The 22,186-nt window shown below is 58.1% G+C and carries 27 protein-coding genes; 13 read left to right on the top strand and 14 right to left on the bottom strand.

The features are described 5' to 3' along the window. Positions 1 to 24 precede the first annotated feature (24 nt). From C0U40_RS19355 to argB, 5 genes are read right to left on the bottom strand one after another with little or no spacing between them, the layout of a single operon-like run. A complete protein-coding gene (locus C0U40_RS19355) occupies positions 25 to 1,449 on the bottom strand; it encodes a M20 family metallopeptidase (RefSeq protein WP_101657439.1) in 1,425 nt (474 codons plus the stop codon). 29 nt (positions 1,450 to 1,478) lie between these two features. Then, a complete protein-coding gene (locus C0U40_RS19350; protein ID WP_101657438.1) occupies positions 1,479 to 1,988 on the bottom strand; it encodes a SixA phosphatase family protein in 510 nt (169 codons plus the stop codon). Beyond that, entirely contained in the window at positions 1,988 to 2,650 is a 663-nt protein-coding gene (locus tag C0U40_RS19345) for a ferredoxin (RefSeq protein WP_101657437.1), read from the bottom strand. Before C0U40_RS19345 ends, C0U40_RS19350 begins: the two co-directional genes overlap by 1 nt. Beyond that, positions 2,647 to 3,441, bottom strand: coding sequence for a sterol desaturase family protein (locus C0U40_RS19340; protein WP_101657436.1), 795 nt, complete (start codon positions 3,439 to 3,441; stop codon positions 2,647 to 2,649). Before C0U40_RS19340 ends, C0U40_RS19345 begins: the two co-directional genes overlap by 4 nt. Beyond that, positions 3,441 to 4,304 (bottom strand): acetylglutamate kinase, encoded by an 864-nt coding sequence (gene argB, locus C0U40_RS19335; RefSeq protein ID WP_101657435.1) that lies wholly within the window; start codon positions 4,302 to 4,304, stop codon positions 3,441 to 3,443. Before argB ends, C0U40_RS19340 begins: the two co-directional genes overlap by 1 nt. A gap of 92 nt (positions 4,305 to 4,396) precedes the next feature. Here argB and C0U40_RS19330 point away from each other — a divergent pair, with 92 nt between their 5' ends. Continuing rightward, complete coding sequence (locus C0U40_RS19330; RefSeq protein WP_101657434.1) at positions 4,397 to 5,128, top strand: SDR family NAD(P)-dependent oxidoreductase; 732 nt, start codon at positions 4,397 to 4,399, stop codon at positions 5,126 to 5,128. Positions 5,129 to 5,240: 112 nt separating this feature from the next. On the opposite strand, the gene maiA is transcribed toward C0U40_RS19330, so the two are convergent. Then, positions 5,241 to 5,867 carry a maleylacetoacetate isomerase gene (gene maiA / locus C0U40_RS19325; RefSeq protein ID WP_101657433.1) on the bottom strand — a complete coding sequence of 209 codons (627 nt, stop codon included), beginning with the start codon at positions 5,865 to 5,867 and terminating at the stop codon, positions 5,241 to 5,243. Beyond that, the gene (locus C0U40_RS20380) at positions 5,864 to 6,292 is read right to left on the bottom strand and encodes a MarR family winged helix-turn-helix transcriptional regulator (RefSeq protein WP_286135132.1); all 429 of its coding nucleotides are present in this window, start codon (positions 6,290 to 6,292) and stop codon (positions 5,864 to 5,866) included. Before C0U40_RS20380 ends, maiA begins: the two co-directional genes overlap by 4 nt. A 75-nt stretch (positions 6,293 to 6,367) precedes the next feature. Between C0U40_RS20380 and C0U40_RS20270 the strand changes: the two genes are divergently transcribed. From C0U40_RS20270 to C0U40_RS19275, 10 genes are all read left to right on the top strand, one after another. Next, positions 6,368 to 7,021: a class I SAM-dependent methyltransferase gene (locus C0U40_RS20270; protein WP_286135131.1), complete on the top strand. Its 654-nt coding sequence runs from the start codon at positions 6,368 to 6,370 to the stop codon at positions 7,019 to 7,021. A 60-nt stretch (positions 7,022 to 7,081) separates the two neighbouring features. After that, entirely contained in the window at positions 7,082 to 8,446 is a 1,365-nt protein-coding gene (gene hmgA / locus C0U40_RS19310; RefSeq protein WP_101657432.1) for a homogentisate 1,2-dioxygenase, read from the top strand. Then, a complete protein-coding gene (locus C0U40_RS20265) occupies positions 8,443 to 8,589 on the top strand; it encodes a hypothetical protein (protein ID WP_180957757.1) in 147 nt (48 codons plus the stop codon). Before hmgA ends, C0U40_RS20265 begins: the two co-directional genes overlap by 4 nt. A gap of 42 nt (positions 8,590 to 8,631) precedes the next feature. Then, positions 8,632 to 9,903, top strand: coding sequence for a fumarylacetoacetase (gene fahA / locus C0U40_RS19305; protein ID WP_101657431.1), 1,272 nt, complete (start codon positions 8,632 to 8,634; stop codon positions 9,901 to 9,903). A 128-nt stretch (positions 9,904 to 10,031) separates the two neighbouring features. Next, positions 10,032 to 10,499 (top strand): DUF922 domain-containing protein, encoded by a 468-nt coding sequence (locus C0U40_RS19300; protein ID WP_101657430.1) that lies wholly within the window; start codon positions 10,032 to 10,034, stop codon positions 10,497 to 10,499. 149 nt (positions 10,500 to 10,648) lie between these two features. Then, positions 10,649 to 11,599 (top strand): MBL fold metallo-hydrolase, encoded by a 951-nt coding sequence (locus tag C0U40_RS19295; RefSeq protein ID WP_101657429.1) that lies wholly within the window; start codon positions 10,649 to 10,651, stop codon positions 11,597 to 11,599. A gap of 15 nt (positions 11,600 to 11,614) precedes the next feature. Continuing rightward, positions 11,615 to 11,899 carry a hypothetical protein gene (locus C0U40_RS19290; RefSeq protein WP_101657428.1) on the top strand — a complete coding sequence of 95 codons (285 nt, stop codon included), beginning with the start codon at positions 11,615 to 11,617 and terminating at the stop codon, positions 11,897 to 11,899. Beyond that, entirely contained in the window at positions 11,896 to 12,411 is a 516-nt protein-coding gene (locus C0U40_RS19285; protein ID WP_286135130.1) for a DinB family protein, read from the top strand. The genes C0U40_RS19290 and C0U40_RS19285 overlap by 4 nt, the downstream gene beginning before the upstream one ends. 3 nt (positions 12,412 to 12,414) lie before the next feature. Beyond that, the gene (locus tag C0U40_RS19280) at positions 12,415 to 14,013 is read left to right on the top strand and encodes an FAD-dependent oxidoreductase (RefSeq protein WP_101657426.1); all 1,599 of its coding nucleotides are present in this window, start codon (positions 12,415 to 12,417) and stop codon (positions 14,011 to 14,013) included. A 4-nt stretch (positions 14,014 to 14,017) separates the two neighbouring features. Next, positions 14,018 to 14,209 carry a DUF2783 domain-containing protein gene (locus tag C0U40_RS19275; protein WP_101657425.1) on the top strand — a complete coding sequence of 64 codons (192 nt, stop codon included), beginning with the start codon at positions 14,018 to 14,020 and terminating at the stop codon, positions 14,207 to 14,209. Between the two features lie 96 nt (positions 14,210 to 14,305). On the opposite strand, the gene C0U40_RS19270 is transcribed toward C0U40_RS19275, so the two are convergent. Continuing rightward, positions 14,306 to 15,052 carry a metallophosphoesterase gene (locus C0U40_RS19270; protein WP_101657424.1) on the bottom strand — a complete coding sequence of 249 codons (747 nt, stop codon included), beginning with the start codon at positions 15,050 to 15,052 and terminating at the stop codon, positions 14,306 to 14,308. Between the two features lie 44 nt (positions 15,053 to 15,096). Here C0U40_RS19270 and C0U40_RS19265 point away from each other — a divergent pair, with 44 nt between their 5' ends. Continuing rightward, positions 15,097 to 16,647 (top strand): hypothetical protein, encoded by a 1,551-nt coding sequence (locus C0U40_RS19265; RefSeq protein ID WP_145991959.1) that lies wholly within the window; start codon positions 15,097 to 15,099, stop codon positions 16,645 to 16,647. A 32-nt stretch (positions 16,648 to 16,679) separates the two neighbouring features. On the opposite strand, the gene C0U40_RS19260 is transcribed toward C0U40_RS19265, so the two are convergent. The 6 genes from C0U40_RS19260 to ispH form a co-directional block, all read right to left on the bottom strand. Further along, on the bottom strand, positions 16,680 to 17,639 hold the full coding sequence (locus C0U40_RS19260; RefSeq protein WP_101657422.1) for an acetyl-CoA carboxylase carboxyltransferase subunit alpha: 960 nt from the start codon (positions 17,637 to 17,639) through the stop codon (positions 16,680 to 16,682). 146 nt (positions 17,640 to 17,785) lie between these two features. After that, the gene (locus C0U40_RS19255) at positions 17,786 to 18,409 is read right to left on the bottom strand and encodes a trimeric intracellular cation channel family protein (RefSeq protein WP_101657421.1); all 624 of its coding nucleotides are present in this window, start codon (positions 18,407 to 18,409) and stop codon (positions 17,786 to 17,788) included. Next, entirely contained in the window at positions 18,406 to 18,882 is a 477-nt protein-coding gene (rnhA, locus tag C0U40_RS19250; RefSeq protein WP_101657420.1) for a ribonuclease HI, read from the bottom strand. The genes C0U40_RS19255 and rnhA overlap by 4 nt, the downstream gene beginning before the upstream one ends. Next, the gene (locus tag C0U40_RS19245) at positions 18,875 to 19,462 is read right to left on the bottom strand and encodes a class I SAM-dependent DNA methyltransferase (RefSeq protein WP_101657419.1); all 588 of its coding nucleotides are present in this window, start codon (positions 19,460 to 19,462) and stop codon (positions 18,875 to 18,877) included. Before C0U40_RS19245 ends, rnhA begins: the two co-directional genes overlap by 8 nt. Positions 19,463 to 19,540: 78 nt before the next feature. Beyond that, positions 19,541 to 19,984 carry a DUF3429 domain-containing protein gene (locus C0U40_RS19240; RefSeq protein ID WP_101657418.1) on the bottom strand — a complete coding sequence of 148 codons (444 nt, stop codon included), beginning with the start codon at positions 19,982 to 19,984 and terminating at the stop codon, positions 19,541 to 19,543. After that, positions 19,984 to 20,937: a 4-hydroxy-3-methylbut-2-enyl diphosphate reductase gene (gene ispH / locus C0U40_RS19235; RefSeq protein ID WP_101657417.1), complete on the bottom strand. Its 954-nt coding sequence runs from the start codon at positions 20,935 to 20,937 to the stop codon at positions 19,984 to 19,986. The genes C0U40_RS19240 and ispH overlap by 1 nt, the downstream gene beginning before the upstream one ends. A gap of 316 nt (positions 20,938 to 21,253) precedes the next feature. Between ispH and C0U40_RS19230 the strand changes: the two genes are divergently transcribed. Beyond that, positions 21,254 to 22,171 carry a response regulator transcription factor gene (locus C0U40_RS19230; RefSeq protein ID WP_101657416.1) on the top strand — a complete coding sequence of 306 codons (918 nt, stop codon included), beginning with the start codon at positions 21,254 to 21,256 and terminating at the stop codon, positions 22,169 to 22,171. The last annotated feature ends 15 nt before the right edge of the window (positions 22,172 to 22,186 follow it).

Genomic DNA, 22,186 nt, shown 5'->3' with positions numbered 1-22,186 from the left:
GCCAGTGGCCGGGGTTTTTTCGTTTCAGGAAGGTTGAACGATAGGCGGTTTGGTCTCGTCGGGGATCGGACATTCGTAAGGCGTTTTCTCCAGACGGGCGGCATGTGCTTCTTTCGCACTGGCCAGCAGATCGGGGTTTTCGATCAACATCCGCGCCGTTCCGGCCATGACCTTGGCCGCATGGATCATACCCTTGTGGGCCAGCGGTGTTTTGCCATGGGCTACCACCTGCCAGGTGTGAAACGGTGTGCCAAGGGTCCAGGTAGCACCCCAAAGCTGCACCGTTGGAACCGCCCAGCTGACATCGCCCACATCGGTAGAGCCGGCACGGATCACTCCATTACGGTCCAGTGGCAGAATGAAATCGCACAGGGAAATATCCTGACCGGCGGAGGGGGTGTAGTCCATCGACGCCAGCGTGCTGTCCACCGCGCCCTTGGGCAGGGTCGCCTGAATTTCTGCCGCGAAGGCGCGGTCTTTATCATCAAAGGGCACGGGGCCAAGTTGTTCCACCGCGGTTTGCATCGCCTCTTCCAAGGGGCGGTTGGGCAGCAGGTTCGACACGCCGGAATAGACTTTCTTTTCCATCCGCGTTTCCGTCATCAGCGCCGCGCCTTCTGCGATTTTGTCGACACGGGCGATCAGGTCTTTCAGGCCGGGCAGGTTGGGATGACGGATCAACTGGCGCACCCTTGCGCGGGCCTGCACTACATTGGCAGCCTCTCCTCCGGCATCCATATAGGCGTAGTGAACCCGTGCTGCATCCGGCATATGCTCGCGCATATAGTTCACGCCCACATTCATCAGTTCCACCGCATCCAGTGCAGAACGTCCCATATCGGGTTCGAATGCAGCATGGGAGGCGGTGCCGTGGAAGGTGTAGTCGATACGCGCATTGGCAAGGCTCGGCTCTTGATTAACCGCAAGGTAGGGGGCGGGGTGCCAGCTGATCGCGGCATCCACATCGTCAAACAGCCCGTCCCGCACCATATAGGTCTTGGCCGCTCCGCCTTCTTCCGCAGGACACCCGTAATACCGCACCCGTGCCTTGATGTTATTGGCTTCGATCCAGTCCTTCAGCGCGGTTGCTGCCAGCAACGCGCCGGCGCCAAACAGGTTATGGCCGCAACCGTGGCCGTGGGCCCCGTCCTCTATCGGGCGCGGTTCGGTTTCACCGGAGTGTTGCGACAGGCCCGGCAGGGCGTCAAATTCCCCGAGGATGGCGATGACCGGACCTTCTTCTCCGGCCTCTCCGATGATGGCTGTGGGCAGGCCGCCTGCGTTGTCGGTTATGCGAAAGCCTTGCTCGACAAGGGCTTCCCGGTGGGCCGCGACAGACTTGAACTCGGTATAGAGCGTTTCCGGTGTGTCAAAAACAGCGTCCGACAGTGCTATAAACCGGTCACTGTGCCGGTCCGCCAGATCCCATATGTCATCGGTGTTCTTCATGGCTGTCCTTCCTTCTTCTCGGTCATTCTTCAGGCGTCTAGCTCTCGGGGGACGACGAAATCGACGACCTGTCCGGTTCCCATAAAAGGCGTGGACCAATTCGGGATGTCAAACGTGACCACCAGCGTTGCGGCTGTCGGGTAGAGCCCGAATTTCGGGTGGTCCGGTATTGCACGAGGGGCCAGCAGGTCATGGGCAAATTGCGCTATACCCGGGTTGTGACCCAGCATCATGACCTTATCCCCTTTCGCCTGTTTCAAGGCTTCGTACTGGGTGACAGGGGCCGCAAGGTAAAGCCTGCGATGGAAGCTCGGTTCGGGTGCGTCAGGCAGTTCGGCAGCCAGCAGTTCCCATGTCTCCTTGCAGCGCTGCGCATCGGAACTGATAACCTGATCCGGCACATGCCCTTGCTGCGCCAGCCAACGGCCGATGGTTCCGGCAGATTCCTGCCCGCGGGCGTTCAGTTTGCGCTCGTGATCCAGAAGGTTCAAATCGTCCCAACTGGACTTGGCATGGCGGGTAAGAATTAGGGTTTTCATTAAAATGCTCTGGGTTTGTGAAAATACTTCATATGATGTGCGGACTGCTCCGGATCACGGTTTGCACCGGCACTGACCGGACAGGCCCGCCGCGCCTTACATCCCGAAGAGAGACAGTTCTGCCCATCCGCTGTGTCGAGATAATCATGGCACGCCGCAGTATGATAGCCCTCCGCCGCGCTTAAAGCATCCACCGGACAGGCGGACAGGCAGGGTTTCGCCGTACAACTGTCGCAGGGGCGCACGCCTGTCGGTGGAAGATCCAGCTTCTGGCGAAAGGCCAACGCCCCGCGAAAGGAAACCATCAGCCCGGCTGTGTCATGCACCAGCATCCCGACAGGAGAGCTCCACGCCCGTTGTGTCTTGATGGCCCAGCTTAAGAACGGCGCATAGGGTGGCCCGCCGAAGGGCAGGAACGGTACAGCGGACAATTCGTCGGCCAATTGCGGAATTACCCGCTTGGACCAGCGGTCCACCGGATCAGGCAAACGGTCGCTATATTCACCGGACTGGCGGAACTGTGGCCAGAAATCCGGCGCCGGCCCGAGCAGTAAAAGTGTTTGACAATCCACAGGCAGACCGTCCTCTGCCCCACCGTGAAACCCGCCAAGCACATCCAGCCCCTGAGCTCTGGCAGCAGAACAGGCGGCGGGATAGCTCATTTGCGGCGGAACGGCAGGCTTAGTGACCACCCGAGCCGCGTTGGTCTGTCGTCCTGCCACTGCAACCCGATCGTCATTTCCTCATGCCCCGCTTCTGGTTGCGGAATATAAGTGCGGAACAAACGGTCCCAAAGCGATATGGAAAACCCGTAGTTGCTGTCATGCTCGGAGCGCTTGTCGGAATGATGCACGCGGTGCATGTCCGGCGTGACCAGAAACAGGCGCAGCACGGCGTCAACGCGGCGGGGCAGTTTCAGGTTGGAGTGATTGAACATCGCACATCCATTGAGCAGGATTTCAAAGACGATGACCGTCACTGCCGCAGGGCCGAACAGGTAGACCGCGCCGATTTTCAGCAGCATCGACAGGGCGATTTCGACAGGATGAAAGCGGATCGCCGTGGTCACGTCAAAATCCCTGTCCGCATGGTGGACACTGTGCAGCCGCCACAACAGAGGCACCTTGTGGGTGATCAGATGCTGCGCCCAGATCAGGAAATCAAGGATCAGCAGACCAGCAAGAAACTCTACCCAAAACGGCCAGTCCGTCTGGTTGAACAGTCCATAACCCCGTTGTGCAGCGTCAAAGGCAGCGCCCACTGCAAGGGCAGGCACCGCAAAGGCAAGCAGGCGCAGTGTGGCCGTGTCAATCAGAACAATCGCCCAATTCGTCACCCAACGCCTTGATTTGCGCACCCGCAGCTTGCGGCGGGGCAGCAGATGTTCGGCCAGTGCCAGAAGTACGAAGAGGCCGATAAAGACCGAAAGGCGTATGCCCGCTTCGCCCTCCATCAAGCGCGGATCATCGAACCGGCACCATAAGTGGTGAACAGCTCCAGCAGACAGGCGTTTTCCTGTTGCCCGTTCATGATGACAACCGCCTTCACCCCGCCACGCACCGCATCAAGCGCGGTTTGGGTTTTGGGAATCATGCCCCCGGCGATCACCCCTTCGCGGGTCAGTTTCTCGACGTGCTCGGCGCTCAGGCTGGTGATTACGTCGCCGTCAGCGTCTTTCACGCCTTCAACATCAGTCAGCAGCAGCAGACGGTCCGCTTTCAGACCGGCAGCGATGGCTCCGGCGGCGGTGTCGCCGTTCACATTAAAGGTTTCGCCGTTTGCGCCCGCACCAAGGGGCGCGATGACCGGAATCATCCCGTCATTAATCAGGGACCGCACAACCCGCGCATCCACGGTTTGCGGGTCGCCAACCAGCCCGAGGCCGCCCTCGGCCTGTGTGCAGACCATCAGGTTGGCATCCTTGCCGGAAATCCCGACGGCACGTCCACCCTGTCCGTTGATCGCCTGAACGATGGATTTGTTGACCTTGCCCGAAAGAACCATTTCAACGACTTCCACTGTGGCCGCATCGCTGACCCGCTTGCCGTTGACGAATTCCGACGGGATGTCGAGCTTCTTCAGCATCTCGTTGATCATTGGCCCGCCGCCATGCACGATCACCGGATTGACGTTACACTGGCGCATCAGAACCACGTCACGGGCGAAAGAGGCCATAGCCTCGGGCGAGGACATGGCATGGCCGCCCAGTTTGATAACGATAATAGAGCCGTCATGGCGCTGCATATGGGGCAGGGCGTCGGACAGGATTTTCGCGGTGGTGATACTGTCTCGCTTCACGGCTTTTGATTTCTCCATGGGGGCCTCTATGTAGTGTCTGATTTGATTTAACCCTTTGCGCCCCACGCGCCAAGGGGATACCGTCCCGACAAAGTCACAAGGATGTGGAAATGGAACGCAAAAACCTGCTGTTGACCGGTGCAAGTCGCGGAATAGGCCATGCAACGGTCAAGAAATTCAGCGCCGAAGGCTGGCGTGTGCTGACCTGTTCGCGCCATCCGTTTTCCGAACACTGCCCTTGGCCGGGGGGAGAGGAAAACCACATTCAGGTTGACCTCGCCAATCCCGAAAGCACTATCGAAGCGGTAGAGCGCGTGCGCAAGCGTCTGCCATCGGGGAAACTCGATGCGCTGGTGAATAACGCGGGAATTTCGCCGAAAGGACCGGAAGGGGAGCGGTTGAGCACCATCGACACCGACCTTCGCACCTGGGGGCATGTGTTTCACGTGAATTTCTTCGCGCCGGTGGTGCTGGCGCGCGGGTTGCAAAAGGAACTGGCCGCAGCGAAAGGTTCGGTGGTGAATGTGACCTCTATCGCAGGGGCGCGGGTGCATCCCTTTGCGGGGGCCGCCTATGCCACCTCCAAGGCAGCGCTGGCGGCGCTGACGCGGGAAATGGCCCATGATTTCGGACCGCTCGGCGTGCGGGTCAATGCGATTGCTCCGGGTGAGGTGGAAACCAGCATCCTGTCACCGGGCACGGAAAAAATCGTTGAAAAACTGCCCATGCGCCGCCTCGGGCAGCCTTCGGAAGTCGCAGATGTGATCTACTTCCTCTGCACCGCGCCAAGCGCCTATGTTTCGGGGACAGAGATCGAAGTGAACGGCGGACAACACGTCTGATTGCCATCCGTGGCGCAGGCGGAGTTTTTTTGGATATTTTCCCCAAAAAGAGCCTGAAGCGCAGGGCCAACCGGCTCTTTTTGGTTCAAGTATCCAAATTTCGCGCTTTGATTTATTCCGGCTGCCAGTTGTCCGGGTGGGCCGCTTGCACTGCATCCAGTTTCTCTAGCGCGGCAAAGGCGGCGCGGGTTTTGGGGAAGGGCGACAGGTCCACACCCCAGCGGTTTGCGTTGTAGATTTGCGGCACGAGGCAAAGATCAGCGAGTGTCACATTGTCGCCAAAGCAATATGTGCCGTCCCCTTGCAGCATGTCCTCGAACCCTTTCAGCCCTTTTGGAATGAACTGGCGCATCCAGCTTTCCATCGTGATTTCGCCGCCGGAGTTCGTAGCAGCGAATTTGGCAACCGAGAGGTTGCACACAGGATGAATTTCCATGGCGATTGCGTAGGACAACGCGCGGACGCGGGCCTTCTCCAATGCGCCTTCGGGCAGGAAGTTGTAATGCCCCGCATCACCAAGATATTCGATGATGGCCAGAGACTGGGTCAGCGTATGGCCGTCGATTTCAACAGTTGGCACCAGCCCTTGCGGATTGCGGGCCAGATTTTCGGCACTTTGGTGCGCACCGGTCAGCAGGTCCACCGGCACGGCTTCATAGCCGATACCTGCGATACCAAAGGCAATGCGCAGGCGGTATGCAGCAGAGGACCGCCAGTAATCGTAAAGGGTCGTGGTCATGTGTTGTCTTTCAGAAGTTTGAGAAGGGTTTCGCGGAAACCGTCTGTATCTGCGCCCATCCGTTCCAGCAGTTCCTGCTCGAATTTGTTGGCGAGCGGGATGATTTGTTCCATTCGCGCATAGCCTTGTTCGGTCAGGCCGAGTTTCAGAAGGCGGCGGTCGTCGGCGTTGGTTTCCTTGGTCAGGAATCCCGCTTTCTCCAACCGTGAAGCCGCGCGGGAGACTTTGGATTTATCCATATCAACGCGCGCCTGAATTTCGCGTATCGAAACGGGGCCCGCATTATGTAGATGCACCAGCACCCGCCATTCCGGAACAGACATGTCGAAATGTTCCGCATAAATCTGCGAGAACTCGCGACTGACCCGCGCAGAGACTACGGCAAGTTGATAGGGCAGAAAATCGTCGAGAGAGAATTGGGACAAATCCGGTCGCCTGATATCGTTGCAAGTGATATGAGTATGCGATGTGGGCGCAACGGGATCAAGAGGGGGATCGGTTTGACCGATAATAGGGAGACAGAGGTTCTGGCAGGTTATGCGCGCGATGCGGAAGATCTGATTGACCGGTTCGAAGCGCTTGATCCCTTGCAGGTCTTTGCGCCGGTACTGGATTTTCTCCCCGTCCGACCCTGCCGCGTGCTTGATGTGGCGGCAGGGACCGGTCGGGATGCTGCATGGCTCGCGCGGGCGGGGCATATCGTGACGGCGGTTGAGCCTGTGGCGGCGTTCCGCAGCGCTGGGCAGTCGTTGCACCGTGGCCTTGATCTGACGTGGAGTGCGGATCAACTGCCCGACCTCACAGAACTGCGGCAGGCCGGTGGTCTCTATGACGTATTGATCCTGAACGGAGTCTGGCACCACCTGAAGCTGGCAGAGCGGGAAACTGCCCTTCGCACGTTGTGTTCCCTTGCAGCCCCTGTGGCAAGACTGGTGATCTCGGTACGTAACGGTCCGGCGCCGGCGGGACGGCCAAGCTATGGCGGAGAGGCGGGGCGGCTGCTGGGGCAGGCCCGTGATATCGGGCTTTCTGTGACGTGTCATAAAAAGGTGGCGTCAGTCCAACCGCAGAATATCGCGGCGGGGGTCACGTGGGACTGGCTCGTTCTGGAAGTTTCAGGGGCCGAAGGGCGGAAGGGGCAACTCGGGAATTGACATCGTTGCATTTGCAACGATATAATGTGACCAATCGAATCCGCCCATGGGAGAGTTGATATGAACAAGCAGACACAGCCGAAGGGTTTCGTTCAGGCCGCATCGAATATCGGTGTGACCGAAGGCTATATGCCCGGCTTTGGCAATGATTTTGAAACCGAGGCCCTGCCCGGTGCGCTGCCCGTCGGGCGAAACAGCCCGCAGCGGGTTGAATACGGTCTTTATGCAGAACAGCTCAGCGGCTCTCCCTTCACAGCGCCCCATGCGACGCTGGAACGGTCCTGGATGTATCGTATCCGCCCGAGCGTGAAGCACGTCAGCCGGTTCAACAAGGTAGATATGCCTTACTGGAAGACCGCACCTCATGTGATTGAGGATGTTATCTCCTTGGGTCAGTACCGTTGGGATCCGGTGCCGTTCAACGATGAGAAACTGACCTTCGTCACCGGTATGCGAACGATGACCACCGCAGGGGATGTGGGTACGCAGGTCGGCATGGCGAGCCATGTTTATCTGGCCAATACGGATATGGAGGATGATTATTTCTATTCCGCTGATTCCGAGCTTCTGGTGGTACCGCAGGACGGACGTCTGAAGATTTTTACCGAGTTTGGCATCATTGATCTGGAACCTCTGGAAATCTGTGTGCTGCCACGGGGTATGCTGTTCAAGGTGACGCTGCCGGACGGTCAGGCGCGCGGCTTTGTTTGTGAAAACTACGGCGCGAAATTCACCCTGCCGAACCGCGGTCCGATCGGGGCGAACTGCCTTGCCAACCCGCGGGACTTCAAAACACCGGTTGCTGCGTTCGAGGAAAAGGAAACCCCTTGCCGCGTGACCGTAAAATGGTGCGGCCAGTTCCACACTTGCGAAATCGACCACTCGCCGCTGGATGTGGTGGCATGGCACGGCAACTATGCGCCTTACAAATACGATCTGCGCACCTATGCGACCATCGGTTCGATCAGCTTTGATCACCCCGATCCGTCTATCTTTACCGTGCTAACCGCGCCCACCGCTGAAGAAGGCACCGCGAATATCGACTTCGTGATCTTCCCCGAACGCTGGCTGGCGAATGAGAACACCTTCCGCCCGCCGTGGTATCACAAGAACATCATGTCCGAACTGATGGGCAATGTTTACGGTGTCTATGATGCGAAACCCAAAGGGTTTATCCCGGGCGGGATCAGTCTACATAACTGCATGCTGCCCCACGGGCCGGACAACAACGCGTTCGAGCATGCCACCAAGGAGAGCTGGGATCCGGTCAAGCTGACGAACACCATGTCGTTCATGTTTGAAACCCGCTTCCCGCAGCAACTGACCCGCTTTGCCGCTGACGAAGCGCCGTTGCAGGATGATTACGTGGACTGCTGGGACGGGCTGGAGAAGAAGTTTGACGGCACGCCCGGCCTGAAGGATTGAGCCTGCATCTACAGGGTCTGATCGGTGCCGCCGGTCTGTTGTGCCTTGTTGCGGGGGTTGTCTGGTGTATCGGATGGATGCAGCAGCGATCAAGAAACGATGCGAAGGGCGGCTCCGGTAAGGATGCCGCCTCGCAAGACTGAACACGCGGCCCTTTCGGGCTGCAAAATGGAAGGAATAGAACCTTGGGTTTGAAGAAAAGTTGGGTAGAGTCTGCGAACTCTGCCGAGAGCCAGTTTCCCCTGAACAACCTGCCTTATGGCGTTTATCTGGATGAAGACGGTGTCGGCAGCCCCTGTGTGGCCATTGGCGACATGATCGTTGATCTGGGCGTTCTGGAAGACGAAGGCGTGATCAATGCAGGTGGTGAAGACCCTGTGTTTGACGTGCCGTTCCTGAATGAATTCATGGATCTTGGTTCTGACGCTTGGAAATCCGTGCGGGCGCGCCTGACGGAGCTTCTGGCCGAAGGCGGTGACGATGCGCTGTCGGGCAACGAAGACCTGCGCAACGCGGCCATGATCGCCCAAAGCGATGTAGAAATGGGCATGCCCTTCGTCGTTGGCGAATACACAGACTTTTATGCAGGCCGCAATCACGCCCAGAACGTGGGCGAGATGTTCCGTGGCAAGGAAAATGCACTGCCGCCGAACTGGCTGCACATCCCGATCGGCTATAACGGTCGTGCCAGCACTGTGGTTGTGTCAGGCACCGACTTCCACCGTCCGAACGGCCAGTTGAAAGGCCCGAATGACACGGTTCCTTCTTTTGGCCCTTGTAAACGTCTTGATATCGAATTGGAAATGGGCGCGGTTGTTGGTTCTGGCAACAAGATGGGCCAGCCTGTCAGCGTGGCCGAAGCCGACGAGATGATCTTTGGCTATGTGCTGCTTAACGACTGGTCCGCACGGGACATTCAGGCGTGGGAATACCAGCCGCTCGGCCCGTTTCAGGCCAAGGTTTTCGCCACCACGATCAGCCCTTGGGTTGTGACCAAAGAGGCGCTGGAGCCGTTCCGCTGCAACACACCGGAGCGCGAATTCGAGCTGCTGCCTTACCTGCAAGAGCCCGGCCCGATGCTGTACAACATCGATCTGGAAGTGGCCCTTGCCCCTGAGAACAAGGAAGAGACTGTAATCTCGCGCACCAATTACAACGAGATGTATTACTCCTCGGCGCAGCAACTGGCCCATCATGCCAGCGGCGGCTGTGAGATGGGTGCAGGCGACTTGCTGGGGTCCGGTACGATTTCAGGTGTGGAAAAACACCAGCGCGGTGCGTTGCTGGAAATTACGTGGGCGGGCGCTGATCCGATCACGCTCGACAGTGGCGAGACTCGTACATTCCTTGAAGACGGTGACACAGTCACCCTGCGCGGTGCGGCCAAGGGTGACGGGTTCACGATCGGCTTCGGCGAATGCGCTGGCACCGTTCTGCCAGCGGTCAAGTTCCCCTGACGCCAGAGAGTGGCCCCGTTCCGATGCGCTGTAAAATATGCCTTCTGACAACGGGCATGATCCGTTTAGGATATGCTGGCGTTGGGGCTTAAGCCCTGACACCAGCATAAACAAAGGGAGAGAGTTTAATGCGCAAGATCATCGTAGGGGCCTTTTTGATTACAGCTATCGGGCAGGCTGCACTGGCCGGTCCGAAGGTCAAAGAAGGGATCAGGCACTATTCCATTTCGGGAAATACCGTTGAGGAACTGAAGGCCAGCATGAAGAAAAACGGCCCCAGAGGGTATTGGGGTTACACCGAATGGTACGTGAAATGGAGCGGCTCCTGTAAGGTTTCGGTCGACGTGAAATACACCATGCCGAAACTGGCTTCACCCAAGAAGGTGCCGGCGGATGTAAAGGCGAAGTTCGACCGGATGTACGCCAATCTTCTCGCCCATGAGAAGAACCACGGGAAGAACGGGATTTCGGCCGCACAACAGATAGAGGCCGCAAACTGTGTAAACGGTGATGCGATCCTGAAGAAACATAACGCCCTTGATGTGGCCTACGACAAGAAGACAAAACACGGTCTTCGTGAAGGGGTTAAATTCTAGGCGTTTGAAGAATACCGCATGCTCCGGACGGGGTTCAGGGGATGCGGGACAGAACTGGGTTCAGGCCACGGGGGTAAAGCCCGTTTCCACCGCCGGCTGTGCCGGTTGGACCCGATATTCTAATGACGTTACAACCAAGGAAGACAGACATGGCTAAAGCATTCGCATCGCAAGGCGATACGGCAGAAAAGAAGATCAGCTTTACCGAGGTAGGCAAGGATCTGTGGGCGTTCACCGCAGAAGGCGATCCGAACTCCGGTGTGATTATTGGCGATGACTCCGTCATGATCGTAGAGGCACAGGCCACACCTCGTCTAGCCAATATGGTCATCGACAAGGTGCGTGAGATTACCGACAAGCCGATCACCCATGTTGTTCTGACCCATTATCACGCGGTGCGCGTATTGGGTGCTTCCGCATTCAACGCGGACCAGATCATTATGTCTGACGTGGCCCGTGGAATGGTTATGGAGCGGGGTCAGGAAGACTGGGATTCCGAATTCCAGCGTTTCCCGCGCTTGTTTGAAGGCCACGAAAGCATTCCCGGTCTGACCTATCCGACCACAACTTTCAGCGATTCCATGACCGTTTATCTTGGCAACCGCAAGGTAGAGATCAAACAGATCGGCCGTGCGCACACTGCAGGCGACAGCGTCATCTGGGTGCCGGACGAGCAGGTCATGTTCACCGGTGACATCGTTGAAAAACACTCCGCCTGTTATTGCGGCGACGGATATTTCAATGACTGGGGCCAGACACTGGATAACGTCAAAGCCTATGATCCGCAGTCCATCGCGCCGGGTCGCGGGGATGCACTGGTTGGCCGTGAAGCCGTGGATGAAGCCATCGAGCTGACCCGCGATTTCGTCAACAGCACCTACAAGCCGGTTGCACAGGTTGCCGCGCGGAACGGCTCGCTCAAAGACGCTTGGGATGCCTGCCGCGAGGTGTGCGATCCGAAATTCAAGGACTATGCCATTTACGAGCATTGCCTGCCCTTCAACGTTGCCCGTGCCTATGACGAGGCCCGTGGCATCGCGCATCCGCGCATCTGGACCGCACAACGCGATCTGGAGATGTGGGAGGCGCTGCAAGGCTAATCACAGGAGGACGATATGCCACCACTCAACATTGCAATACTGACCTTGATGGGCATCGTTTTTGCCGTTTGGGTTTTCCTGATGTTCCGGATGCTCGGGCGGCTGACACGCCAGTCCGTGCGGGAGCATGATCGCACGGGTGGTGGCTTTTCTGTCTGGATGGGCCATATCTTTCGCGCTTTTGGCGGGTTCTTCAGTGACCCGTCGGTCGCGACTGAACGGCGCCAGCTGATCTGGGTGACAATCCTGTTGATGCTGGTGGTTCTGGCCCAACCTTTTGTACTGGTGCCGCGCGGGTGATACAGCATTTCGTGAAAATGGCGCAGAACAACGCATGGGCGAACGGGGTGCTTTACGATGCCTGCTCTGCTCTGACGGAATCTGCGCTTTGGGCGGCGCGTCCGGGGTTTTTCGGCTCTGTCGGGCGCACGCTCAACCATATTTACGAAGTGGATCTGTATTACCTTGATGCTTTGGAACAGGGGGGCAAAGGGCGTGCTGTTTATGAACGCGAGGATTTCGCCACCCTGCCACCACTGCAACAGGCACAGGCGCGGGCGGACGCGCGGTTCATCGCATTTGCGCAAGAGCTAGAACCTGACGATCTGCACTCAACGCGGATGACAGACCGGCCTGACGCCCCGCAGGAGGAGCGGGTGGACTGGTTGTTCCTGCATCTGGTGCAACATCAGCTGCACCACCGCGGACAGGTGCATTGCATGCTTAGCGCGGCGGGCATTGCTCCGCCGCAATTGGACGATTTTTATCTGGAGTTTGGTCGCGTGCAGAGTGCCGCGCCCTATTGGGAGTGACCCATGGTTGATGTAAGATATGAAACAGCGTTCACGCTGTACCCCTATGAACGGTCTGCGGATCAGGATGCACAAAGCCCCGCGCGCCACCCTGTGGTGATTGTAGGCGGCGGCCCTGTCGGGATGGGGATGGCGCTGGAATTGGGGCTGAAAAACGTGCCCTGCGTGGTTCTGGATGACCACGACGGTGTCGGTGTCGGCAGCCGCGCGATCTGTTTTGCCAAACGCACGCTGGAAATTTGTGACCGTATGGGCGCCGCCGATCCTATGGTGGATTTGGGCGTGGTGTGGAACGTGGGCCGTGTCTTCCGTGACGAGCGGCAGATTTACGATTTCAATCTGCTGCCGGAAGAGGGCCACAAGCGCCCCGCTTTCATCAACCTGCAACAACCCTACTTCGAAAAGTTTCTGGTCGAACGCATCCGTGCGGCACAGGCCGAAGGGGCGCCGATTGAAATTCGTGGCAAGAACCGCGTGCTCTCGGTCGATTCCCATGACGATCATGTAGTGCTGGAAGTGGACACCCCCGAAGGCCCTTACCGCATGGAAGCGGATTACATGGTGGCTTGTGACGGCGCGCGCTCTCCGGTGCGCACCATGCTGGGGCATGATTTCACAGGGCGCGTATTTGAAGACAACTTCCTGATTTGCGATGTGAAGATGACCGCGGATTTCCCGACCGAACGCTGGTTCTGGTTTGATCCGCCCTTTAACCGCGGCCAGTCTGTGCTGCTGCACAAACAGCCCGATGACATCTGGCGCATCGATTTCCAGCTTGGCTGGGATATCGATCGCAAGGCGGTGGTGCAGCCGGAATACTACATGCCAAAGGTTCAGGCGATGCTGGGCGAAGGCGTAGAGTTTGAACCGGAATGGGTCAGCGTTTACACCTTCCAGTGCATGAGCATGGATGAATACCGCCACGGCCGCGTCTTCTTTGCCGGAGACAGCGCCCATCAGGTGTCCCCTTTCGGCGCACGGGGCTGTAACGGCGGCATTCAGGACGTGGACAATCTGGGCTGGAAACTGGCCGCAGTGATCAAGGGCGAGGCGGGCGAACGCCTGCTCGACACCTATCAGGAAGAGCGCAAGCACGGTGCGGACGAAAATATTCTGAACTCCAGCCGCACGACCGACTTCATGACGCCGAAAACGGAGATTGCGAAACTGTTCCGTGAAAGCGTTCTGGATCTGGTGGAACACACCGATGCCATGCGCCCGCTGGTGAACTCGGGCCGGTTGTCCGTACCATGTGTTTATGACGGATCGTCCCTGAACGGGGCGGATGACGCAAGCCTGCCGCAACGCACCCGTGTCGGGGCAACGCTGGTCGATGCGCCTACAGATCAGGGTTGGCTGATCGACCGTATTGGCGGGCGGTTCCAGTTGTTTACCGTGAATTCGGAATTCAAACCCGAAGGGCTCGACCTTGATCTGGTGGACGTGATCGTGGCGCCGGATGATCTGATCGCCGAACGTTATCTTGGCGGGGCTGAACAGGCGGTCTATCTGATCCGGCCGGATCAGGTGATAGCAGCCCGCTGGGTCAACCCGACTACCGCCGATGTATCTGCTGCCTTGAAAACCGCGATGGGAGGGTAAACCCGTGGATAAACTCTTTACGCCGAATATCGAAGATGCCGATGGCTTTTACGCCGAACTTCTGGCGGCCCACGAAGGGCTGAGCGAGGCGGAAAGCCATGCGCTGAACGCCCGTCTGGTTCTGCTGCTGTCCAATGTGGTCGGGGATCGTGACGTGCTGAGCCGTGCGTTCGAACTGGCCAAACAGGCCGGCTAACAGGACAACACGCTATTCACGAAAAACGCCCGCCAGACCTGCTGTCTGGCGGGCGTTTTCTGTCTCCGGTTGCGGGAGGGTCTGACCGTATGTCAGTCAACCCTCCCGATGGACCTCGGTCCGCCCGTCCTCGGTCAGTTCCCAGACACCGCTGTCATCCAGCACAACCGCCGACAGCTTGCGCCCGTAGGCGGCGCCTGTGTCAATGTTCAGGCGGTTGCCGTAGTGGGTTACAACATCCACAGGTGTATGGCCGTGGACCACCAGTTTTTCGTAAGGGCGGGTGTGTTCGTGGAAAGGGGCGCGAATCCAGATCAGGTGGTCCTCGATCTGATCGGACAGCGGTGCGTTCGGCTCGATCCCAGCATGGGCGAAAAAGGCGCGTGGGGTATCGTGAAAGGCTGGCAGATCGCGCAGGTAATCGCGATGGGCCTCTGGCACTTTGGCGCGGGCCTCGGCCAGAATTTCCTTTTCCTGTGTGTGATCAAACCCGCTGACGCCATAACTTTCAAGTGTCGTCAGCCCGCCAAGACGGGGATGAAGCCACGTCAGATCCTTGCGCAGGATCGGATCCTGTTCCATGTGATCCAGAAACAGCGTCATCATCCGGTCGTGATTGCCTTTGAGCACGATCCACGGTTTGCCCTCTTGCTGGCCTTGCATCAGATGATCGATGACCTGACAGCTGTTAAAGCGCCGGTCTACCAGATCGCCAATATGGATGACTTGATGGGGGCCGACAGCGTTGGCGGCGATGTCTTTGGCAATCCGGTCGTGGATCATCAACATCTGGTCCAGATCGCCGTGAATGTCACCAATGGCATAAAGAACAGGATCGGACATGGGCAGGGTTTCCTTAAGAGTAATGCGCGTGTTAGCTGTTTCATATGCAGAGTTTACGCGAATTTGAACCCCTCCTTCCCGCAGAACGACGATTGGTCGAACAGGCCGAGACCGGCGCACGGGTGATAATAGGGGACGGAGAACGCCCGAAACCCGAAGCAGGGGAGGTTGAAATCCGTGCAGGGTTGATCCGGCTCATCCTGCTGGAGCTTGATCCCACTGCGGTGCCCCACGCGAAAGGTATCCGCATTCGCGGGGCGCGGATCACCGGAACGCTGGATTTTCAGGGTGTGGACTGCGCCAATGATCTTAGCCTTTCCCGATGCGTGATGGATAAAACTCTGGTGTTTGTGAATGCACGGATGCGTGGCGTCTTTCTGTCAGGCTGCCAGTGCCCAGGGATCGCAGCGGATAACGCGGTGTTCGACGGCTCGGTCTATCTGCGTAACGATTTTATCTGTACCGGAGAAATTGCCTTTCCGGGCGCGCGCATCAGCGGAGACCTGCAAATCTGCGGAGCACAGATTGACGGTGGCGGCCGTTCAGCGATTTTTGCCAATTCCATGCGCGTGGGCGGGTCTGTCTATCTCGGGGATTACCCGTTCAATACGGATGAAACCGAGTTGCACTGCGAAGGCGCGGTGATCCTGTCCAACGGGGACATCGAAGAGGGTTTCCACTGCCGCAATGTGGCGATTTCTGCGGCGGGGCAGGGCGGAAAATCGGTGGCCGACGGGGCAGAGGGCAGCAATGCCATTGCGCTGTCCCTGACCCGTTGTGAAATTCGCGGTGTACTCTATTTCAAGCAGAACCAGATTTCCGGCGGGATCATCAACTTTTCCGGCGCACAAGCCCGAAGGCTCAACGACGAACCGGGGGGCGTGGGCGGTGGTGCGGTCCGGCTGGACGGGTTCGAGTATCAGGATTTCGCCCAGCATACGGATATTTCAGTAAAAACCCGTTTGGAATGGCTGGCCCGACGCCCTGACGGTATAGATTTCCGCGCCCAGCCCTATGAGCATCTGGCGCGGGTGCTGGAGCGGATCGGCCACCGTGAAGACGCTGAAAAAGTGCTGATCGAAAAGGAGCGTCTGCAAAGAGCAGCGAACCGCGCCGCGGCGACCGGCGGGATGCAGTTGATGATGACGGTGCGGGACGGGCTGGGGTGGTTTTTGCTGGCCTATGGCTATCGCCCCTCGCGGGTGGTGCTTTGGGCGGTGTTGCTGATCGTCGGGCTGGGGTTCTATTTCCAGAAAACATGGGAGGCAGGGGATATGACCCCGGCCGCCGCGCCGATCCTGATTTCGGCGGGCTGGGTATCTGCCACACAAGAACACCCCGATAATCCGGGTGCGTTCTGGGCGATGCGCGGGCAGGCGGGGCAGGACTATGAGACTTTCCAGCCCTATGCCTATGCCGCTGACCTGCTGGTGCCGATCGTCAATCTCGGGCAGGAGGATGCTTGGGGGCCGTCTACCTCGCGCAGCCCTTGGGGCTGGCACGGTTGGTGGATACGCTGGGTTGCCAAAATCACCGGTTGGGTGATCACTGCGCTGGGCGCGGCGGCCGTAACAGGTGTAATCCGGCGGGGATAATCCCCCGCCGTTGCGGGATGAAAACGCGGCGGTTACACCAGCGATTTAGACCCCATATCGAGATACTTCTTGCGGCGCCCCTTGCGCAACGTATCCGGTTTTTTCTTTTCCAACTGGCCGAGCATTTCGTCCAAAGCTGCTTTCACATTCTGGATTGTGTCTTCGGTATTGCGCTGGGCACCACCGATGGGCTCGGGGATCACAACATCGGCTACGCCAAGTTTCTTCAGATCCTGCGCGGTCAGGCGCAGTGCTTCTGCCGCTTCACGCATCTTGCCTGCGTCTTTCCACAGGATGGAGGCGCAGCCTTCGGGGGAGATAACGGAATAAACCGAGTGTTCCAACATGGCGAGCTTGTCCGCCGTGGCAAAGGCCACCGCACCGCCGGAACCGCCTTCACCGATAATGATCGAAATCAGCGGGACCCCGAGAGAGAGACATTTTTCGGTGGATCGGGCAATGGCTTCGGACTGGCCGCGTTCTTCCGCCCCTTTGCCGGGGTAGGCGCCCTGCGTATCCACCAGTGTAATCACCGGCAGGCCGAAACGGTCTGCCATGTCCATCAGGCGGATCGCCTTGCGATAGCCTTCGGGGCGGGCCATGCCGAAGTTGTGGTGGATGCGGGATTTGGTGTCCTTGCCCTTTTCATGGCCGATCACCATCACAGGTTTGTCGTTGAGGCGGGCAAGCCCCCCCATCACGGCATAATCGTCAGCGAAGTTACGATCACCGGCGAGCGGTGTATATTCGGTGAAAATTGCGTTGATATAGTCGCTGCACTGGGGCCGGTCGGGGTGACGGGCCACCTGACATTTGCGCCACGGAGTCAGTTTCTGGTAAAGATCCACCAACAGGTCCTGCGCTTTCTTGTCGAGCGCTTGTGCCTCTTTTTCCACATCCATTTCGGGGTTCTGCCGTGCCATGGCACGCAGTTCTTCGGCTTTGCCTTCGATCTCGGCCAGAGGCTTTTCAAACTCGAGGTAGTTTTGCATTGTCACCCGTGTCAGCGTTATTTTTAGATTGGCATTATATGGCGGTGCTGGCGCGGAATTGCAATGGGGTGCGGCAGGGCAGTCCCAATGGGCGAATTGCCTCCGGCAGGAGTATTTCGGGAACATTGAAAAGGTGCGCGCAGGGCTTATTGTTTGGGCGGTCGGCTTTTGTAGACGGGCAGGCGCCAGCCGAAGGCAATGGAGCCGGCGCGCAGGATTAGGGTGACAGCGGTACAGGCTGCCAGAGGGGCCAGCGTATGATCTGTCACACCTGCCGTCAGCAGGGCGGCCACTGCACCGGCGAAGGCGGCGGTTACGTAGAGTTCCCCCTGCTTCAGGGCAAGCGGCACTTCGTTGGCCACCACATCGCGCATCAGGCCGCCCATAGTGCCGGTAACCGCACCCATCAAGGCCACGATAATCGGGGACTGGCCGGTGGCAAGGGCCACACCCGCACCGGCTGCGACGGCTACGGACAGGGCAAGGGCGTCGAGCCAGAGGATCACCCGCAGGCGGCTTTCAAACAGATGGGCTGTAACAAAGACCAGCGCTGCCGCCGCGCAGGCGATCATGATGTATCGGGGGGCTTCGATCCAGAAGATCGGGTTCTGGTAAAGAAGCAGGTCGCGGATGGTTCCGCCACCCACCGCTGTGAGGCTCGCCAGAAAGGCAAAGCCGATGATATCAAGCTGCGCGCGGCTGGCGGTTAATGCTCCCGTCAGGGCAAAGACAAAAACAGCTGCGAAATCAAGGGCTTCGAGCGGAGTCATTTTGATTTGGCTGGTTTCTTGGCGGGTTTGAAGGGTTCCATCCCCTGACGGGCCAGTTCATCTGCCCGTTCGTTTTCGGCGTGTCCAGCGTGTCCCTTAATCCATTTCCATGTGATATTGTGCCGCTTGGTGGCGGCATCCAGTGCCTTCCACAATTCCTCGTTCTTCACCGGCTTTTTAGCGGCGGTTTTCCAGCCGTTTTTCTTCCAGCCGAAAATCCACTTGGTGATACCGTCTTTCACGTAATTGCTGTCGGTTACGAGCGTAATGGTGCTGGGTTTTTCCAGTGCTTCGAGCGCGTTGATCGCGGCCAGAAGTTCCATCCGGTTATTGGTGGTTTCCGGCTCGCCGCCGTTCAGTTCGCGGGTTTTCAGGATGGTGTCGCCGTCGCGGGCGATCAGCATAGCGCCCCAGCCTCCGGGACCGGGGTTTCCGGAGCAGGCACCGTCTGTGTAAGCGAAGAGTTCAGGCATGGGCAGTCACAATAATCCACGGGGAAGTTTCACCGGACAACCCTGTATCAGAGCCGCTGTCAGAGGCAACAGGGCGAAAGCCCGCATTGCGCAAAAGCCGGTCCAGTTCGTCCGGTTCAAAATAGGTATACTGTCGCCCGATTGCATCCCTGCTGGTGCCGGTTCCGGTTTTTACGCCGATCACGAAAATACCGCCGGATTTCAGTGCCGTATGTATGGCCTTCAGGTGTCGGGGAATATCCTGCCGCGCGGCGTGCAACAGCGAGAAACTGGCCCAGATACCGTCATACACCGCAACCTGTGTCACATCATCAAAGGTGCCAAGGGTGATGTTCAGCCCGTAACGGGCCGCGCCGAGCTCTACCATTTTGGGGCTGGCATCAAGGGCTGTTACCTCAAACCCTGCATCCCGCATGTTTGCTGCCGCATTGCCCGGTCCACAGCCCAGATCCAGAACCCTGCCGCCTTCCGGAAGTGCATCCATAAAAGCACGTAGATGGGTGGACGGTGTATCACGTGTGACGCGGCTGGCATATTCGCTGGCTTTCTCGTCATAGATGTCTATGGTCTGGCGGTCCATTTGCACTCTCCGTCTTTGGGGCAGTGTGTCACGGTTGGGTCGCCCTGTTCAATCTGCATTGTCTATTGTGCCGGACCGTCAGATGCTGATCCGTGTCAGAAACAGGCAGGCAATAATCAGCAGCGTTGAGGGGATCCGAAGGGTCAACCACCATTTCGGGGCTAGTCCGGATTTCTGGAAGGATGTGTCGATCACCAGCAGGGCAGGGAAGCCGAACATCAGCGCTTCCAGCTTGTCGGCATCAGTTCCGGCAACCGCGAAAAAGACGTAAAGCGCAGGGATCGCACCAGTGATGTAGGCGTAAGAGGACTCGCCTTTCGGCGAATGTGACGCAAACCCCCAGAGGATGCCGGTCAGGAAAGACAGGATCACCACCCCGTAGTGAATAACAGATTGCACACTGCTGTAGGGAAAAGGGGTGAAAACCGTATCGGTTGCGGCCCCGATTGCACCGATGACAAAGGGGGCGGTTCCAAGGGTTGCCAGTGCCAGCGGGGTGCGTGGCGGCAGTGTCGGTACCATCAAGCGGCTGTGTCGCGCAGCACGCGGGGCACTTTGAAGCTGACGTTTTCGACGGCGGTTTCCACCACTTCGCTGGTTACGTCATAACGGTCCTTGAAGGCGTCAATCACCTCGTTGATCAGGACTTCCGGCGCAGATGCCCCTGCGGTGATGCCCACAGATGTGATCCCGTCAAGGGCGCGCCAGTCTATATCGGCGGCCCGTTGCACCAGTTGGGAATAGCTGCATCCGGCGGTTTTGCCCACTTCAACCAGCCGTTTGGAGTTGGACGAGTTCGGCGCACCAATCACCAGCAGGGCGTCGATTTTCGGTGCGACCGCCTTAACCGCTTCCTGTCTGTTTGTGGTGGCGTAGCAGATGTCTTCCTTATGGGGGCCGACGATGGCCGGAAAACGGGCTTTGAGCGCATCTACGATTTCAATCGTATCGTCCACCGACAGGGTGGTCTGTGTGATATAGGCAAGTTGTTCCGGATCACGGGGCGCTAGTTTCGCCACATCCGCAGGGGTTTCCACCAGCAACACTTCGCCTTCGGGCAGCTGGCCCATGGTGCCGATGGTCTCGGGATGGCCGTCATGGCCGATCATCACCATTTGCAGGCCGTTCTGGTGGTGGCGTTCTGCCTCTATGTGGACCTTGCTGACCAGCGGGCAGGTGGCATCGACAAAAACCATCTCGCGGGCCTGTGCGGCGGCGGGGACGGATTTCGGGACGCCGTGAGCCGAAAAAATCACAGGCCTGTCGTCTGGGCATTCGGAGAGTTCTTCCACAAAAACCGCGCCTTTCTCGCGCAGCCCGTCCACCACGTATTTGTTGTGCACGATTTCGTGACGCACGTAGACAGGGGCGCCCCATTTCTCGATCGCCATTTCGACGATCTTGATGGCGCGGTCCACACCGGCGCAAAAGCCCCGTGGTGCGGCAAGATAGAGGTTCAGGGGTGGTTTTGTCATGGCTCTGGCTTGTGATTGGATGCGCTTTCTATCTAGGTGAAACTGTCTCTCTGGTCGAGCCTGACGGGGGTTTTAATTGCAGCGGCGGTAAAATGTTGCCGCTTTGCGGAGCAGATTCGGGAATGCTGGTTTAAAAACTGTGGCAAAATTGTGTCAAATAAGGGCGAAAATTGACAGATTGTTTTAACCTCTGCGTGTATTTTTCGCTTGATGCTATCCAGAAAGTGTAACGGGTCTTTCAGTAAATTGTTTTTGGTTCGCCGGCTTCGGAGAGTATGGGTTCCGCTGCGCGGCTTGGTTACATCAAGGTGGGCTGATGAAAATACTGGTTGTGGACGATGATCCCGAAATCATAGAAATTCTGGCGGCGTTTCTCCTTCATGCAGGATATCAGAACGTCGAAACGGCAGAGTCGGGGGCACAAGCGCTGGCGCTTTTGGAGGCGGCGACTGTTCCGTTCGACTGCTTCATTCTTGATATCCAGATGCCGGAGATGACTGGTACGGAATTGTTGCGGAAACTGCGAGAAATTCCCGAATATAAAAATGCCCCGGTGCTAAAGCTGACCGCAATGGGGGATGTTAAGAACATTCAGGGGGCCTTCGCGGCAGGGGCGCTTGATTACATCACGAAACCGTTCGAGTTCTTTGAGGTCGAAACCCGCCTGCACGCGGCGGAAACCCGTTTGGCGAGCTTGCGCAACCTGCGCAATGATCCGAGTGCCGGCTTGCCGGAAATGGAGCGGGCGCTGGTGGCTGCGGTCGAGCAGGCAGGGCGCGCCAGTGCGGGGAGCACCAGCCTTATCCCGAAGGATGCGTTTGAAAATTTCCTGTTCCAGTTGAAGCAGAACCATCCCGAGCGGCTGAATATTCTGGCACTGAAGATCAAGAACCTGCCAAGCCTGCATATGCGGCTTAGTCCGGAAGGGTTCCGATACTACCTGAGCCAGATGGTCAAGGTTCTGGCGAAAACCGTAGAGCAGGAAGGGTTCTTGTTCACCTATCACGGGGATGGCGCATTTCTGGTGCAAAACACCAGTTCCACACCGGCGCAGGTGGCTGCCCTGTGTGACAGATTCAGCAGGGCCATCGCGCGGATGGACGAGGCTTTCATCACAGTTGATTACGTCAAAAGCCGGATCGCCTTCGGCCATTCCAGCCACGAGTGCCCGCCAGAGGCGTTTCAACCGGTGCAGATGCTGGAAACGGCCTTGTCACAAGCGCAGGCCGCATAGGGGCTGCGGCTTCGC

The sequence above is a fragment of the Neptunicoccus cionae genome, from assembly GCF_002860325.1.
Classification (GTDB): domain Bacteria; phylum Pseudomonadota; class Alphaproteobacteria; order Rhodobacterales; family Rhodobacteraceae; genus Amylibacter; species Amylibacter lutimaris.
This window is presented reverse-complemented; position numbering and strand designations above follow the sequence as displayed.

Excerpts from the sequence above, each read along its gene's own strand:
- C0U40_RS19355 (WP_101657439.1), bottom strand. The coding sequence starts at position 1,449 with ATGAAGAACACCGATGACATATGGGATCTGGCGGACCGGCACAGTGAC.
- C0U40_RS19350 (WP_101657438.1), bottom strand. The coding sequence starts at position 1,988 with ATGAAAACCCTAATTCTTACCCGCCATGCCAAGTCCAGTTGGGACGAT.
- C0U40_RS19345 (WP_101657437.1), bottom strand. The coding sequence starts at position 2,650 with ATGAGCTATCCCGCCGCCTGTTCTGCTGCCAGAGCTCAGGGGCTGGAT.
- C0U40_RS19340 (WP_101657436.1), bottom strand. The coding sequence starts at position 3,441 with ATGGAGGGCGAAGCGGGCATACGCCTTTCGGTCTTTATCGGCCTCTTC.
- argB (WP_101657435.1), bottom strand. The coding sequence starts at position 4,304 with ATGGAGAAATCAAAAGCCGTGAAGCGAGACAGTATCACCACCGCGAAA.
- C0U40_RS19330 (WP_101657434.1), top strand. The coding sequence starts at position 4,397 with ATGGAACGCAAAAACCTGCTGTTGACCGGTGCAAGTCGCGGAATAGGC.
- maiA (WP_101657433.1), bottom strand. The coding sequence starts at position 5,867 with ATGACCACGACCCTTTACGATTACTGGCGGTCCTCTGCTGCATACCGC.
- hmgA (WP_101657432.1), top strand. The coding sequence starts at position 7,082 with ATGAACAAGCAGACACAGCCGAAGGGTTTCGTTCAGGCCGCATCGAAT.
- C0U40_RS19300 (WP_101657430.1), top strand. The coding sequence starts at position 10,032 with ATGCGCAAGATCATCGTAGGGGCCTTTTTGATTACAGCTATCGGGCAG.
- C0U40_RS19295 (WP_101657429.1), top strand. The coding sequence starts at position 10,649 with ATGGCTAAAGCATTCGCATCGCAAGGCGATACGGCAGAAAAGAAGATC.
- C0U40_RS19290 (WP_101657428.1), top strand. The coding sequence starts at position 11,615 with ATGCCACCACTCAACATTGCAATACTGACCTTGATGGGCATCGTTTTT.
- C0U40_RS19280 (WP_101657426.1), top strand. The coding sequence starts at position 12,415 with ATGGTTGATGTAAGATATGAAACAGCGTTCACGCTGTACCCCTATGAA.
- C0U40_RS19270 (WP_101657424.1), bottom strand. The coding sequence starts at position 15,052 with ATGTCCGATCCTGTTCTTTATGCCATTGGTGACATTCACGGCGATCTG.
- C0U40_RS19265 (WP_145991959.1), top strand. The coding sequence starts at position 15,097 with ATGCAGAGTTTACGCGAATTTGAACCCCTCCTTCCCGCAGAACGACGA.
- C0U40_RS19260 (WP_101657422.1), bottom strand. The coding sequence starts at position 17,639 with ATGCAAAACTACCTCGAGTTTGAAAAGCCTCTGGCCGAGATCGAAGGC.
- C0U40_RS19255 (WP_101657421.1), bottom strand. The coding sequence starts at position 18,409 with ATGACTCCGCTCGAAGCCCTTGATTTCGCAGCTGTTTTTGTCTTTGCC.
- rnhA (WP_101657420.1), bottom strand. The coding sequence starts at position 18,882 with ATGCCTGAACTCTTCGCTTACACAGACGGTGCCTGCTCCGGAAACCCC.
- C0U40_RS19245 (WP_101657419.1), bottom strand. The coding sequence starts at position 19,462 with ATGGACCGCCAGACCATAGACATCTATGACGAGAAAGCCAGCGAATAT.
- C0U40_RS19240 (WP_101657418.1), bottom strand. The coding sequence starts at position 19,984 with ATGGTACCGACACTGCCGCCACGCACCCCGCTGGCACTGGCAACCCTT.
- ispH (WP_101657417.1), bottom strand. The coding sequence starts at position 20,937 with ATGACAAAACCACCCCTGAACCTCTATCTTGCCGCACCACGGGGCTTT.
- C0U40_RS19230 (WP_101657416.1), top strand. The coding sequence starts at position 21,254 with ATGAAAATACTGGTTGTGGACGATGATCCCGAAATCATAGAAATTCTG.